Here is a 12,424-nt window from a genome sequence, read left to right as displayed (position 1 = left end):
ATATATTACTCATCAACATACAAGGAATCTCGTTTTGTTCCTTCAATGTCAAAACCCATTTTCTTATATAAGGCAATCCCAGCTTCATTATTCTCCAAAACCGTTAACTCCAGACGATGTATACCATTTTCTTTCGCCCAATTTTCTACATGCTTAAATAATGCTGTGCCAATTTTTCTTCCTCTATAGTCACTGTGTATGCCTATGACAAGATAAGCACGGTGGGCAATTCTTGTAGGTTCATTGCCTTGTACGATTAAATAAGCAACTACCTTCTCATCGATTTCAGCTACGAATAAAGCTGAATGGTGGCTATCATGGACCTTGTCTATATACTGTGCAAATTGCTCAGGTTGTAATTTTCGCTCTCCTGGTCCGAATAACATAAAATTGGATGCCTCTGCATTTGTCATGACCGCTATAATTTGTTCACTATCATTTCCCGTTGCTTGTCGTATTTGCATTATCTACACACTCTCTTTCTAGAATATATTCACCCGCATCCACATATCTTTTGTATTCATGTAGATGTTCCCTCCAATAGGGAAGGTAAAAATAGGCTGTGTATGCCCAAACTCCACATCATATAGGACAGGTATTGTTTTCAACATTGGATGCTTGTTTAAAATGAAATGTAATTGTTCTTCTGTCATATCAGAGGCTCGCTGAAAGCGCCCTATTGCTAATCCCTTTATTCGAGTTGTTGTTTGCAGTATCGACGTTAAGTCCCGTGCAAAGATAGCAGGATTCACCAACTCATCATCTTCCAAAAATAAGGCATGTAAGCTGTTCCTTGCAGTAAATTTAACGTACACAAATTTCCACCATAAAGCTGACCACTTGTCTCCCCTTCAGAATAAACTTTCCAATTTGCTGCTTCAAAGCGCCGATGCTTCTGGTCCATATACCAGGCATCGTCACTCCATACACTAGAGTATCTTAAAAGAAATGGTTTATCGCCCATTAAACACTTTTGAAAATAGGAAAGCTGATACTCCTAGGCTTGTTCCATACGAAAGCTAGAAAAATGGGGACCTGAATACGTAATAAAGTCACATTTTTTAGTAATAGCAGTTGCTAAAGCTGTGATATCACTAAACCCACAAAGTATTTTTGGATTTTCAGCAATCATTCGATAATCTAAATACGGTAAAACCTCATTACAGTTGTATCCTCCAAGCACCGTTAAGATGGCCTTTACTTGAGGATCCAGAAAGGCATCATGTATATCTGCCACACGCTGCACTATAGATGAAGATTGTTGAAAATCACTTTCAAAAATATGGTGACCAAATGTAACGATAAACCCTAATTCCTCCAATATATTCTTAGTTAGCTCCATCATCTCCGAAGTTAATACTTTAGCACTTAGAATTGGAGCAATAATACGTATTTCATCTCCAAAGACTAGTTTTGGTGGGATTCTCACAGTTTTACCATCCCCCTTTTAATAGGTTTGAATTTTAGCCACTAATTTTTCATCCTTAAAGTGTAATGTTTCTGTATCAATAAGTGTATAGGTTGGTAGTGTAGGCTGACTTTCCTTCCAGTTATTAAATGCTTGTTTCCGCTCATCATCTTCGTAATGTGGACAAAATGCGCCAGGTAATATTCCTAGTCCGTCACATTCTTCATAGATATTATCTTTATTTTCACTGAAACACTTTTCAAACCAACACATCGCCCCTGCACTGATGCCAGCTAAGATAACTCCATTTTGATAAGCTTCCTTTAATACATCATCAAAACAATATTGACGCCACTTTTCGAGTAGAAAACTTGTATTGCCCCCACCTACATAAATAATATGTTGGGCAAGGATTCTTTCCCGAATGTTTTTATCACGCATATCATTTTGCAAAATATGAGTTGCTTCACAATGCTGAAACGCTGAATAAAACCTGTCGATATATCCCTGAGCATCATTACTTGCCGTCGGAATAAAACAAATATTGAGTCGTTCATTTGATTTACATTGCCGTAAAATATAATCATCGATAAATGAAGGAAAATTTTGTGAAAAACCTCCACCAGATAGCGCTATTATTTGTCTAGATATCTCCTTGTTTTTTCGTAATTCATATACTGCTTGTTCATGACCAAATCGTTCTAATACCTGGACTTTTTGCATTCCTAACTTTTCGAGTAAGAGACAAGATGCCTTGTTAGCTGTTTGTGTTTCCGCCACAATAGATGGTATATTCAGACAATTCATACCCTCCTCAATCACTTCAGTAAGAACCTCAAACGCCAACCCCCTCCCCCAATACTGAGGTAAAAATTGGTAGGATAGCTCATATAAATCCTTATCATGATATTCATCGATTGAGACAAGACCTATAAATTCACCTGTCGTCCTTAAGGTAATATAAAAATATGTATTAGGAAATGGTGCTTCCACCATGCCCTTAAAGGAAGCCTCAATATAGCTATCATCAGGAACACCTCCAAGATAGGTTCTAACTTGTGTATTGGAGTATAGCGTGTGAATATCTTTGTAGTGATGCGGTTGCAATCGTTCAATGACACAATTATTTGTTTTAAACTTCATTTTTCTTCTCCCCTTCTTTATGTCAAAGTGTAATGCAATGATCAGCCAGAAATCAAACATTTTTTCCAAATATTACTTTAAGGTATGTAAAAAGGTAGTGATTAGCACTAAATGCTGTATCACTACCTAGTAATTATTGTCCGTACCGTTCAAGTAAACGTTGTGTTTTGGTTGATTGTTCGAGTGCTTTTTTCTCTTTGGCCCAATAGATCAAATATTGTCCATCACCAATGGTGAAGACCATTTCTTGCAATTCTTCATCTAATTCTGAACTAATGGCAACTTTTAATAGATCGACCTCATAGAGTGGCTTATCCTTTATTTTATAAACAATATGATAAGCTGGTTGTTCTTCAAAAATGGTACTTTCTTTTTTAGAAAGGTCTCTGACATGGCTTAATGGATAATCCTCAATAAAGTCTCTTGCTTCATCGTTGGTAGCCTGAAATAAAGTCTTTTTCCCCTGTATTAATTCAATGGCGTCAATTTCGTTTGCATGATCTAAAATCTGGGAGATAGCCTCATCTTCATTTTTTTCTCTATATTGCATCGTAAAGGCACCAATTAATATAATTGCTGCAAATATGACAAGTCTCCATCTTCGTTTCGTCATTCTCTTACCCATTCAATGCCTTTTTAACAAATCGATTTATATCCACATCGGCACCAATCACAAGCATGATATCCCCTAATAAAATCTTATCACTTGCCTGAGGCGATACAATAATATCAGCACCACGTTTAAGACCCACAATGTTAATGCCATACTTCGCACGAATATCTAAATCCATAATAGAGTATCCCGCGATTGCGTCATTTGCCTTCAATTCCATAATAGAGTGTTCATCTGATAGCTCTAAATAATCTAGCACTGTATTCGATAACATATTGTTGGCAATACGAATACCCATATCTCGCTCTGGATGGACAACAAAATCAGCACCAATTTTACGCAAAACCTTTTCATGATAATCGTTTTGAGCCTTCACCGTAATTTGCTCAACACCAATCTCCTTTAATATGATTGTTGTTAATATACTCGCTTGAATATCTTCACCTATTGCTACAATCACATGCTCAAAATTTCGGATACCTAGTGAATTCAGTACCGATTCATCTGTTGAATCTGCAATGACAGCTTGAGTAGCAATAGAAGCAAATTCGTCTACACGCTCTGAAGAATGGTCAATCGCCATTACTTGTGCGCCCTGACTCATTAATTCACGAACAATACTTCCACCAAATCGTCCAAGCCCTATGACCGCAAACTCTTTTTTCATCATAAAAAATCCCTCCGAAAACTACTATAACACCATTGTAGCGTATTCTCTGCGATATGTATTGTCAAAACGAGAACGATTCGACAATAGAGGACAATGAAAAAAGACGAGGACCTGATCTAGATCCCCGTCTCCCCATATTTTATTATTCAGCGTTACGCATCTCATCTAGTACGCGGTTTACACGTTTTTCTAGCATTTTCATACCGCTACCACCAGCTTGCATATGACGAAGCTGACCATCTTTATCGAACACAAAATATGCTGGTACATATTGGTTTTCAAAAGCATCTGTTAGTTTCATTTCACTATCTACAAAGATAGGCTGTACAATATCATGCTCTGCAGCTACCGCTTTAATTGTGTCTAAGTCAGTATCTGCCTCAGAACGTGGCATATGTACTGCTACAACATTTAATTCATCTTTATATTGATCGCGGAAATTGTTAACATCTGGCATTGCCTCTTTACATAAATGGCAGCTTACTGACCAGAAGTGGATTAATGTTGGTTTTGCGCCAACTAAATCAGCTTTTGATACTTCACCATTTAACCATGTTGTTGCGCCTACTAGTTCGGGCATTTGTTCACGAAGTTTCATAAGAAATCCTCCTCTAATATATACATTGTTTTCGGATAGATAAATAACGGTCTATAAACCTTCCTAAACACAAAAATTCAGTTAAAAGTCCCCACAAGCTTGTCGTGGGGACTCTTAATTTGTTAACTAATAGCTGGACTCTGTTTTGATTATAGAGTTGCTTGACCTGGACGCCAGTTTGCTGGGCAAAGGCCGCCTGTTTGTAATGCTTGCAGTACACGTAATGTTTCATCAACATCACGACCGATGTTGTTATCGAATACTGTTTGGTATTTTAATTCGCCTTCTGGGTTAATGATGAATAAACCACGTAGTGCAATACCTTCTTCTTCAATTAAAACACCGTATTCTTTAGATACTTGGTGGTTAGTATCAGCAGCTAATGGATATTTTAATTCTCCAAGACCATTTTGCGTACGGTCTGTGTTAATCCATGCTAAGTGAGTGTGGATTGTATCAGTAGAAACACCGATTACTTCTGCATCTAAGTCTTCGAACTCGTCATAACGATCGCTCATTGCAGTGATTTCTGTTGGACAAACGAATGTGAAGTCCATTGGATAGAAGAAAAGAACTGTCCATTTATCTTGTGATTTAATATCTTCTAAAGATACTTTTCCAAATGATTTGTCTGGAAGTACTGCTTCCATTGTAAAGTCAGGTGCTTGTTTACCTACCATGCGTTCTGCCATAATAAATCCCTCCGAATAAATATGTAGATTATATGTTCCATTCGCACAAGCGAACTCGTCTACTACGATAGCAGAGTAATCGTTGTTTTTCAAACAAGTAAACTCCGCCTGTTTGTACGATTAAAGTGAATTGACAAAAATTCGTCAAATACACAGTTGGAATTTCTACTACCGCTTATCTATTAACTATTTTTAACAATATTATTCTACTCTATACAAAAATTTTCTCCTTAATTTTTATGCCTAATTTTTTTACAAATAGTAGCCATTTTTTTCACCAAAAACGATTGCAAATTTTTAATTATTATGTATAATTGTAATGGTTTTAGTAAACTAAAAGTTTCGTTAAAGTAAACTTCATATTTCTAAAGTTTATGATTGCTAAACTTCTTCTAGGAGGGAAAAGATGCAAATAGGAGCAAAAATTAAAGCGCTTCGTTTAAAAAAGGGTCTTACCCAAGAGGAACTTGGAGAACGTACAGATTTAAGCAAAGGATATATATCCCAATTAGAACGTGATTTGAACTCACCTTCTATTGAAACATTATTTTCGATTTTAGAAGTTTTAGGGTCAACACCTAAGGACTTTTTTGATGATGAATCACCTGAACAGAAGGTTGTTTATACAGAGGAAGATCAATCTACCTATACAGATGAAGAAAAAAAATATGAAATTCAATGGCTGATCCCCACATCCAATGAGAAAGAAATGGAGCCCATTTTCTTAACGTTTGCTGCTAATGGTGAGTTTAAACAGTTTGAGCCATCGCTCTCAGAAACTTTTATTTATGTGGTCAAAGGGCGTATTCGTCTCGTTTTAGGGAATGAACAGTATATCGCAAGTGAAGGTAATGCCCTTTATTTTGACGCGACAGACCATCATCAAATTTTTAATGCTCACGCTGCAGAAACGAAAATTTTACTCGTTGCAACGGATTCATATTTATAGCTAAGGAGGCACATCAATGACAACGAATTCAATTATCCGCTTTGAAAATGTTTCAAAGGCCTATAGTGACGGTACTGTCGTCTTAAAAAATATTAACTTAGAGCTTGAAAAAGGTAAATTTTATACACTGCTTGGTCCATCTGGTTGCGGGAAAACAACGATTTTACGTATTATTGCAGGTTTTACAGAACCAACAACAGGTGATGTGTTTTTCCACGATAAAAAAATTAATGCAGTGCCTGCCAATGAACGTCAGGTCAATACGGTTTTTCAAGATTATGCTCTGTTTCCGCATTTAAACGTTTTTGAAAATGTTGCATTTGGACTACGCATTAAGAAGCTGCCTGAAACTGAAATAAAAGAACGTGTCGCTGAAGCCCTGAAATTTGTCAATTTAGCAGGCTACGGCAACCGAGAAATCTCCGAGATGTCTGGTGGTCAACGTCAACGTGTGGCGATTGCACGTGCCATTGTCAATGATCCTGAAGTCATTTTACTGGATGAACCATTGTCAGCATTAGACTTAAAGCTACGTACTGAAATGCAATATGAATTACGTGAATTGCAGCAACGTCTTGGTAAAACCTTTGTATTTGTCACTCACGATCAAGAAGAAGCACTAGCGATGAGTGATGAAATTTTTGTCTTAAGTGAAGGGGAAATTCAGCAATCTGGTACACCAGTAGATATTTATGATGAACCAATTAATCGCTTCGTAGCTGATTTTATTGGTGAATCTAATATTGTGCCTGGTGTAATGATTGAAGATTTCAAAGTGGAGTTTACTGGCAAAATTTTCGAATGTGTTGACCAAGGGATGAAGCCAAATGAAAAAATTGATATTGTCATTCGTCCTGAAGATTTAGAAATGACAACAATTGAAAGAGGCAAACTTGTCGTAAAAGTGGATACTCAACTATTCCGTGGCGTTCATTATGAATTATCTACGTACGACAAGGATGGCAATGAATGGTTAGTTCATTCATTGAAAAAAGCAGAAGTAGGGACAGAAATCGGCTTAGACTTTGATCCTGAGGCGATTCATGTAATGCGTTTAAACGAAACAGAGGAAGAGTTCGATAAACGATTAGAGTCATATGGAGACGACGAAAATGCAAACTAAGACATCGAAATCAGCGTTATTTCCATATGTCTTATGGATTGCCTTTTTCGTTATCGCGCCAATTGCACTCGTTGTTTATTACTCCCTACTCGATTTACATGGCAATTTCACGCTCGATAACTATAAAGCGTTCTTTACTTCTGTTTATTTAAAGATGACATTGAGTTCGTTTTGGTATGCATTTTTAATTACATTCTTTACTTTAGTAATTTCATACCCAACTGCATATTTTCTAACGAAAACAAAGCATAAGCAACTTTGGCTACTGCTAATTATTATTCCTTCATGGATTAATCTATTGTTAAAAACATATGCCTTTATCGGTATCTTTGGTTTATACGGACCAATTAATGCATTTATCGAAGTTTTTGGCTTCGATCCAAAGCAAATGCTCTTTACGGATATTAGCTTTGTCTTTGTGTCAGTCTATATTTTTATTCCATTTATGATTTTACCGATCTTCAACTCGCTAGATCGTTTAAACCCAACACTTATTTATGCATCCCGTGATTTAGGAGCATCTGCCTTTACTACCTTCCGTCGTGTTGTTTTACCACTGACAATGGATGGCGTTAAATCTGGGATTCAAGTCGTCTTTATTCCTGCTCTATCACTGTTCATGATTACGCGATTAATTGCTGGGAACCGTGTTATTACACTTGGTACAGCGATTGAACAGCAATTCCTTGTGACACAAAATTGGGGCATGGGTTCAACTATTGCTGTGTTTTTAATTTTATTCATGGTAATCATTATGCTAATTACGGGACAAAAAGATAAAGGAGGTCGCGTACGATGAACAAACTATCTACATCAGCCAAAGTCTATTTAACGATTGTTTTTATCGTTCTGTATGCACCAATCTTCTATTTAATCTTTTACTCATTCAATAGTGGCGGTTCCATGAATAATTTCGAATCCTTTACATTAGAGCATTATCAGGCCGTTTTTGAGGATTCACGTCTACTCGTTATTTTAATTAATACTGTAATTGTTGCATTACTTTCTGCTTTAATTTCTACTATTATTGGGACGCTCGGGGCCATTGGTATTGTCACAGTCAAAGACTCAAAAATGCGCAATACTTTACTATCGTTAAACAATGTCTTAATTGTCAGCCCAGACGTTATTATCGGGGCAAGCTTCTTAATTTTATTTACAATGGTTGGCATTAAATTAGGTTTTGCTTCTGTTTTATTAGCACATGTCGCATTTAGTGTACCGATTGTTGTATTAATGGTTCTACCTAAACTACTTGAAATGAATAAATCATTAATTGATGCAGCATTAGATTTAGGGGCAACAAAAAAGGATGTCATGATGCGTGTTATTTTACCTTATATTCAACCAGGTATTTTTGCAGGCTTCTTCCTAGCTCTTACTTATTCATTAGATGATTTTGCCGTGACATTTTTCGTTACTGGTAATGGCTTCAGTACATTATCGGTTGAAATCTACTCAATGGCGCGTGCAGGAATTTCTCTAACGGTTAATGCTATTTCTGGTTTAGTATTCTTTGTTACTGTTTTAATCGTCGTAGGGTATTATTTCATTACAAGTCGTACAAGTAAAAGAATGGAGGGGCAACGATGAAGTCTTTAATTCAAGCAACCATCGCCATTCTTGTTGTTTCAGCCCTTTTATTCTATGCGGCGGACGCCTTAAGTGCAGGTGGCGGTAAAAGTGGAAAAAACACTTTAACGATCTTTAACTGGGGAGAATATATCGACCCTGACCTATTAAAGCAATTTGAAAAAGAAACAGGTATTCATGTCATCTATGAAACGTTCGACTCCAATGAGGCCATGATGACAAAAATTCAACAGGGCGGAACAGCTTACGATATTGCTGTCCCTTCTGAATATATGATTGAAAAAATGAAGGAAGAAAATTTATTGATTCCTTTAGATAAAACGAAAATCCCTAACTTAAAAAATATCGATCCTTACTTCTTAGATTTACCATTCGATGATGACAATAAATATTCCGTTCCTTATTTTTGGGGAACAGTAGGCATTGTTTATAATCCGAGTCTTGTTGGTAATTTAGATTTCTCTTCTTGGGAAGATTTATGGGATCCTTCATTAAAGCGTAAAGTCTTTTTAGTAGACGGTGCTCGTGAAGTCATTGGAATGGGCTTAAACAGTCTAGGCTATTCACTGAACTCATTAGATAATCACGAACTACGTGAAGCGACTGATAAGTTAATCACACTAGCACCCAATGTAAAAGCCATTATTGGTGATGAAATTACACCATTAATGATCAATAATGAGGCATCTGTAGCCCTCACTTGGTCTGGGCAAGCAGCCGATATGATGTATGAAAATGAGGAACTAGATTTTGCTGTACCTGACGAAGGTTCGAATTTATGGTTCGATAATATGGTTATTCCCAAAACATCGAAAAATATCGATGGTGCCCATGCCTTTATCAATTTTATGCTAAGTGCTGAATCTGGTGCTCAAAATGCCGATTATGTGGGCTATTCTACGCCTAATATTGCAGCGATGGACTTAATGGACGAAGAAGTTGTTTCTGATGAACGCTATTACCCTTCAGAGGAACAACGAGAAACATTAGAGGTCTATAAAAACTTAGGGCCAGACTATTTAGGAAAATATAATGAATTGTTTTTAGAATTTAAAATGAGTATACGATAATTTAAACTAGCGAATTGGTTCACACACCAATTCGCTAGTTTTTATCTGCATGCATATTCATTATAGTTAAAAAACAATTCAGTTCTTTCTGTCACAGAAACTTTAGTATATGACCACATTTTCACATACCCCTTCTATCATGCAATTGTCAAATGAATAATTTATTATTTAAAACTTAGAAATATAGCATCACATGTCATCTTAAATAACCTAAGAAGAAAACTTTTGTGGAAAACCATTCTAAATATCGAACCACTTCAATAATCTTAACTAATAGCCAAGCGATAATTCTTTATGATAGACTGTACTATATTTGATTACAAAAAAAGGGGGTTTATTCGATGACCCAGCAGAAGTCCAATAAGGCGGCTTTGTATATTTTAATGTTTAACATGTTTATCGCAATGGGGAGTATTGGGATTATTATTCCTGTCATGCCTGAGTACTTAAAAATATTCGGTGCAGCAGGACAAATTCTAGGTATGCTTATTGCAACGTTCGCCTTAGCTCAATTCGTATTTTCTCCAATTGCTGGGAATCTTTCGGATCAGTATGGTCGAAAAAATTTAATTATTTTCGGTCTTATCGTGACAGGTCTTGCACAAATCGGCTTTGGCCTTGCTACAGACGTATGGATGCTCTTTCTAGCACGCTTTTTAGGTGGTCTTGGTTCTGCATTTGTTGCACCTCCTATTATGGCTTTTGTAGCCGACGTCACAACCTATGAAGAACGTGGGAAAGGAATGGGTATGTTAGGTGCTGCTATGTCTCTTGGTTTTATGATAGGACCTGGTATTGGTGGCTTTTTGGCAAAGGTAAGCTTACACTTCCCATTTTTCACAGCTGGAGCTGCTGCCATTGTAGCATCTATTTTATCTTACTTTTTATTACCTTCTACCAAACCAAACACTGCTCAGCAGAAACAAAAGCAAGACAATCTGGCGAAGCAAATGGCTCGTTCCATACATATGCCTTATTTTGTTATGCTCATAATTATGCTCGTGTTCTCGTTCGGCATTGCTAATTTCCAAACGACTTTGTCCTTATTCGTGACAGAAAAGTTTAATTACACACCCGTAGATATCGCGATTATTTTAGTTGTCGGTGGTGCTTTTGGGGTCGTTGTACAAATGTTTATTATTACACCACTATTTAATCGTTTTGGTGAAATGAAAGTCGTATTAGTCAATTTATTTATTGCATCCGTTGCTATTTTCTTAATATTATTCGTTTCTGGCTTTGCCCTTATATTAGTTGTAGCAACTATTTTCTCTACAGCAACAACACTAATTCGACCAGCTGTTAATACGCTAATCTCAAAGCTTGCAGAGAAAGAACAGGGATTTGCTGCAGGCTTGAATAATGCTTATATGAGTCTTGGTAATATGATTGGACCAGCATTAGCAGGTCTATTATTCGACTGGAATATGAACAGCCCGTATATTTTTGGCTCCATCATATTATTAGCATGTTTCTTCCTTGCTCTTATCTGGACATTGAAAAAAGCACCTCATTTAATGCATCCAGATACAAAGTAGTCTGAAAAATCATTGACTATTTTTAGCAGTATGTTACATTAATGTTGGTAAACTAATTAAATAAAATTAACCACTAGGGGAGTCTTTAAAAGGCTGAGACGTATATGTTTAGATACGGACCCTTTGAACCTGATCTAGTTCATACTAGCGGAGGGAAGTGGCGCTACTTGCTATTATCATTGTATACGCGAGGCCGCTTCCTATTGTTTTTAGGTAGCGGCCTTTTTATTTCCCTAGTGAAACTTTATCAAAAGGAGTGAACTTGATGTCAATTCGTAAATTAACGGTCATGGCTTTATTAGTAGCTATTGCCGTAGCAGGCTCTACCTTTGTCTCCATCCCGACAGGAATTGCACGTGCCTTTCCCATCCAGCATGCAATTAACGTGGTAGGTGCAATTCTATTAGGACCAGTTCCTACAGTCCTAATTGCCTTTGTTACTGCCATCATTCGAATCCTTACAGGGACAGGATCATTATTAGCGATCCCTGGCAGTGTTATTGGCGCATTATGTGCTGCCCTCGCTTATAAATACAGCAGTAAAATGTGGTTAGCTGGCATTGGCGAAATCATTGGAACAGGAATTCTTGCTTCACTGATCGCTGTACCTTATGCAAAGTTACTAATGGGGACCTCCGTAGCTGCCTTATTCTTCATGCCAGCCTTTTTAACATCCAGTACTATAGGTGCTCTTTTAGGCGTAGTGATTGCTAACAGTTTGCGGAAGACCGTCCTAGTAAAGAGCTTTAATTCTTCACTTTATTGAGTGAACGGGTTCTGTGTTTTTATATAGTATTAGATGGAGAAATTCCATTATATCTGATGATAACTTTGTTTGTTCTTTTAGAGCGGGGACATTTGCTTTTGGAGCGGATACCTGTCTCTTTGGAGCGCTTTCCCTACTTTATGAGCGGATACACCACTTTTTGGAGCGCTTTCCTTTACTTTTGGAGCGGATACACCACCCCTTAGAGCGCTTTCCCTTACTTTTCGAGCGGATACACCACTCCTTGGAGCGCTTCTCCTT

Annotated in this window: 13 protein-coding genes, 1 pseudogene and 1 riboswitch; of the genes and pseudogenes, 7 read left to right on the top strand and 7 right to left on the bottom strand. The window is 37.1% G+C overall.

Annotation, left to right across the window (positions count from 1 at the left end; translation table 11 throughout):
- Positions 1-5: 5 nt before the first annotated feature.
- The 7 genes and pseudogenes from OU989_RS03745 to OU989_RS03715 all read right to left on the bottom strand — a co-directional run bounded on the left by OU989_RS03745 (position 6) and on the right by OU989_RS03715 (position 5,124).
- Positions 6-464 carry a GNAT family N-acetyltransferase gene (locus OU989_RS03745; protein ID WP_274795781.1) on the bottom strand — a complete coding sequence of 153 codons (459 nt, stop codon included), beginning with the start codon at positions 462-464 and terminating at the stop codon, positions 6-8.
- An 18-nt stretch (positions 465-482) separates the two neighbouring features.
- Positions 483-1,429 (bottom strand): annotated as a pseudogene (locus OU989_RS03740) (S66 family peptidase).
- An 18-nt stretch (positions 1,430-1,447) separates the two neighbouring features.
- Positions 1,448-2,551 carry a GNAT family N-acetyltransferase gene (locus tag OU989_RS03735; RefSeq protein ID WP_274795780.1) on the bottom strand — a complete coding sequence of 368 codons (1,104 nt, stop codon included), beginning with the start codon at positions 2,549-2,551 and terminating at the stop codon, positions 1,448-1,450.
- A gap of 133 nt (positions 2,552-2,684) precedes the next feature.
- Positions 2,685-3,164 (bottom strand): hypothetical protein, encoded by a 480-nt coding sequence (locus tag OU989_RS03730; RefSeq protein ID WP_274795779.1) that lies wholly within the window; start codon positions 3,162-3,164, stop codon positions 2,685-2,687.
- A gap of 4 nt (positions 3,165-3,168) precedes the next feature.
- Positions 3,169-3,831 carry a potassium channel family protein gene (locus OU989_RS03725; protein ID WP_031418843.1) on the bottom strand — a complete coding sequence of 221 codons (663 nt, stop codon included), beginning with the start codon at positions 3,829-3,831 and terminating at the stop codon, positions 3,169-3,171.
- 145 nt (positions 3,832-3,976) lie between these two features.
- A complete protein-coding gene (locus tag OU989_RS03720; protein WP_274795778.1) occupies positions 3,977-4,432 on the bottom strand; it encodes a TlpA family protein disulfide reductase in 456 nt (151 codons plus the stop codon).
- 149 nt (positions 4,433-4,581) lie between these two features.
- Positions 4,582-5,124 (bottom strand): peroxiredoxin, encoded by a 543-nt coding sequence (locus OU989_RS03715; protein WP_274797273.1) that lies wholly within the window; start codon positions 5,122-5,124, stop codon positions 4,582-4,584.
- 406 nt (positions 5,125-5,530) lie between these two features.
- On the opposite strand from OU989_RS03715, the gene OU989_RS03710 reads away from it, so the two are divergent.
- From OU989_RS03710 to thiW, 7 genes are all read left to right on the top strand, one after another.
- On the top strand, positions 5,531-6,073 hold the full coding sequence (locus OU989_RS03710) for a helix-turn-helix domain-containing protein (protein ID WP_274795777.1): 543 nt from the start codon (positions 5,531-5,533) through the stop codon (positions 6,071-6,073).
- 16 nt (positions 6,074-6,089) lie between these two features.
- On the top strand, positions 6,090-7,196 hold the full coding sequence (locus tag OU989_RS03705; protein ID WP_274795776.1) for an ABC transporter ATP-binding protein: 1,107 nt from the start codon (positions 6,090-6,092) through the stop codon (positions 7,194-7,196).
- Positions 7,186-7,995, top strand: a complete 810-nt coding sequence (locus OU989_RS03700; protein ID WP_274795775.1) for an ABC transporter permease — start codon at positions 7,186-7,188, stop codon at positions 7,993-7,995. Before OU989_RS03705 ends, OU989_RS03700 begins: the two co-directional genes overlap by 11 nt.
- The gene (locus tag OU989_RS03695) at positions 7,992-8,789 is read left to right on the top strand and encodes an ABC transporter permease (protein WP_274795773.1); all 798 of its coding nucleotides are present in this window, start codon (positions 7,992-7,994) and stop codon (positions 8,787-8,789) included. Before OU989_RS03700 ends, OU989_RS03695 begins: the two co-directional genes overlap by 4 nt.
- The gene (locus OU989_RS03690) at positions 8,786-9,859 is read left to right on the top strand and encodes an ABC transporter substrate-binding protein (protein ID WP_274795772.1); all 1,074 of its coding nucleotides are present in this window, start codon (positions 8,786-8,788) and stop codon (positions 9,857-9,859) included. Before OU989_RS03695 ends, OU989_RS03690 begins: the two co-directional genes overlap by 4 nt.
- 341 nt (positions 9,860-10,200) lie before the next feature.
- The gene (locus tag OU989_RS03685) at positions 10,201-11,397 is read left to right on the top strand and encodes an MFS transporter (RefSeq protein WP_274795771.1); all 1,197 of its coding nucleotides are present in this window, start codon (positions 10,201-10,203) and stop codon (positions 11,395-11,397) included.
- Between the two features lie 65 nt (positions 11,398-11,462).
- A riboswitch (TPP riboswitch) is annotated at positions 11,463-11,570 on the top strand.
- Positions 11,571-11,662: 92 nt separating this feature from the next.
- On the top strand, positions 11,663-12,163 hold the full coding sequence (gene thiW / locus OU989_RS03680; RefSeq protein WP_274795769.1) for an energy coupling factor transporter S component ThiW: 501 nt from the start codon (positions 11,663-11,665) through the stop codon (positions 12,161-12,163).
- Positions 12,164-12,424 lie beyond the last annotated feature (261 nt).

Source organism: Lysinibacillus irui (genome assembly GCF_028877475.1).
In the GTDB taxonomy this organism is placed as follows: Bacteria; Bacillota; Bacilli; order Bacillales_A; family Planococcaceae; genus Lysinibacillus; species Lysinibacillus irui.
This window is presented reverse-complemented; position numbering and strand designations above follow the sequence as displayed.

Coding starts and splice junctions, on each gene's coding strand:
- OU989_RS03695 (WP_274795773.1), top strand. CDS start 7,992: ATGAACAAACTATCTACATCAGCCAAAGTCTATTTAACGATTGTTTTT.
- OU989_RS03705 (WP_274795776.1), top strand. CDS start 6,090: ATGACAACGAATTCAATTATCCGCTTTGAAAATGTTTCAAAGGCCTAT.
- OU989_RS03720 (WP_274795778.1), bottom strand. CDS start 4,432: ATGAAACTTCGTGAACAAATGCCCGAACTAGTAGGCGCAACAACATGG.
- thiW (WP_274795769.1), top strand. CDS start 11,663: ATGTCAATTCGTAAATTAACGGTCATGGCTTTATTAGTAGCTATTGCC.
- OU989_RS03715 (WP_274797273.1), bottom strand. CDS start 5,124: ATGGCAGAACGCATGGTAGGTAAACAAGCACCTGACTTTACAATGGAA.
- OU989_RS03730 (WP_274795779.1), bottom strand. CDS start 3,164: ATGACGAAACGAAGATGGAGACTTGTCATATTTGCAGCAATTATATTA.
- OU989_RS03700 (WP_274795775.1), top strand. CDS start 7,186: ATGCAAACTAAGACATCGAAATCAGCGTTATTTCCATATGTCTTATGG.
- OU989_RS03735 (WP_274795780.1), bottom strand. CDS start 2,551: ATGAAGTTTAAAACAAATAATTGTGTCATTGAACGATTGCAACCGCAT.
- OU989_RS03725 (WP_031418843.1), bottom strand. CDS start 3,831: ATGAAAAAAGAGTTTGCGGTCATAGGGCTTGGACGATTTGGTGGAAGT.
- OU989_RS03690 (WP_274795772.1), top strand. CDS start 8,786: ATGAAGTCTTTAATTCAAGCAACCATCGCCATTCTTGTTGTTTCAGCC.
- OU989_RS03685 (WP_274795771.1), top strand. CDS start 10,201: ATGACCCAGCAGAAGTCCAATAAGGCGGCTTTGTATATTTTAATGTTT.
- OU989_RS03710 (WP_274795777.1), top strand. CDS start 5,531: ATGCAAATAGGAGCAAAAATTAAAGCGCTTCGTTTAAAAAAGGGTCTT.
- OU989_RS03745 (WP_274795781.1), bottom strand. CDS start 464: ATGCAAATACGACAAGCAACGGGAAATGATAGTGAACAAATTATAGCG.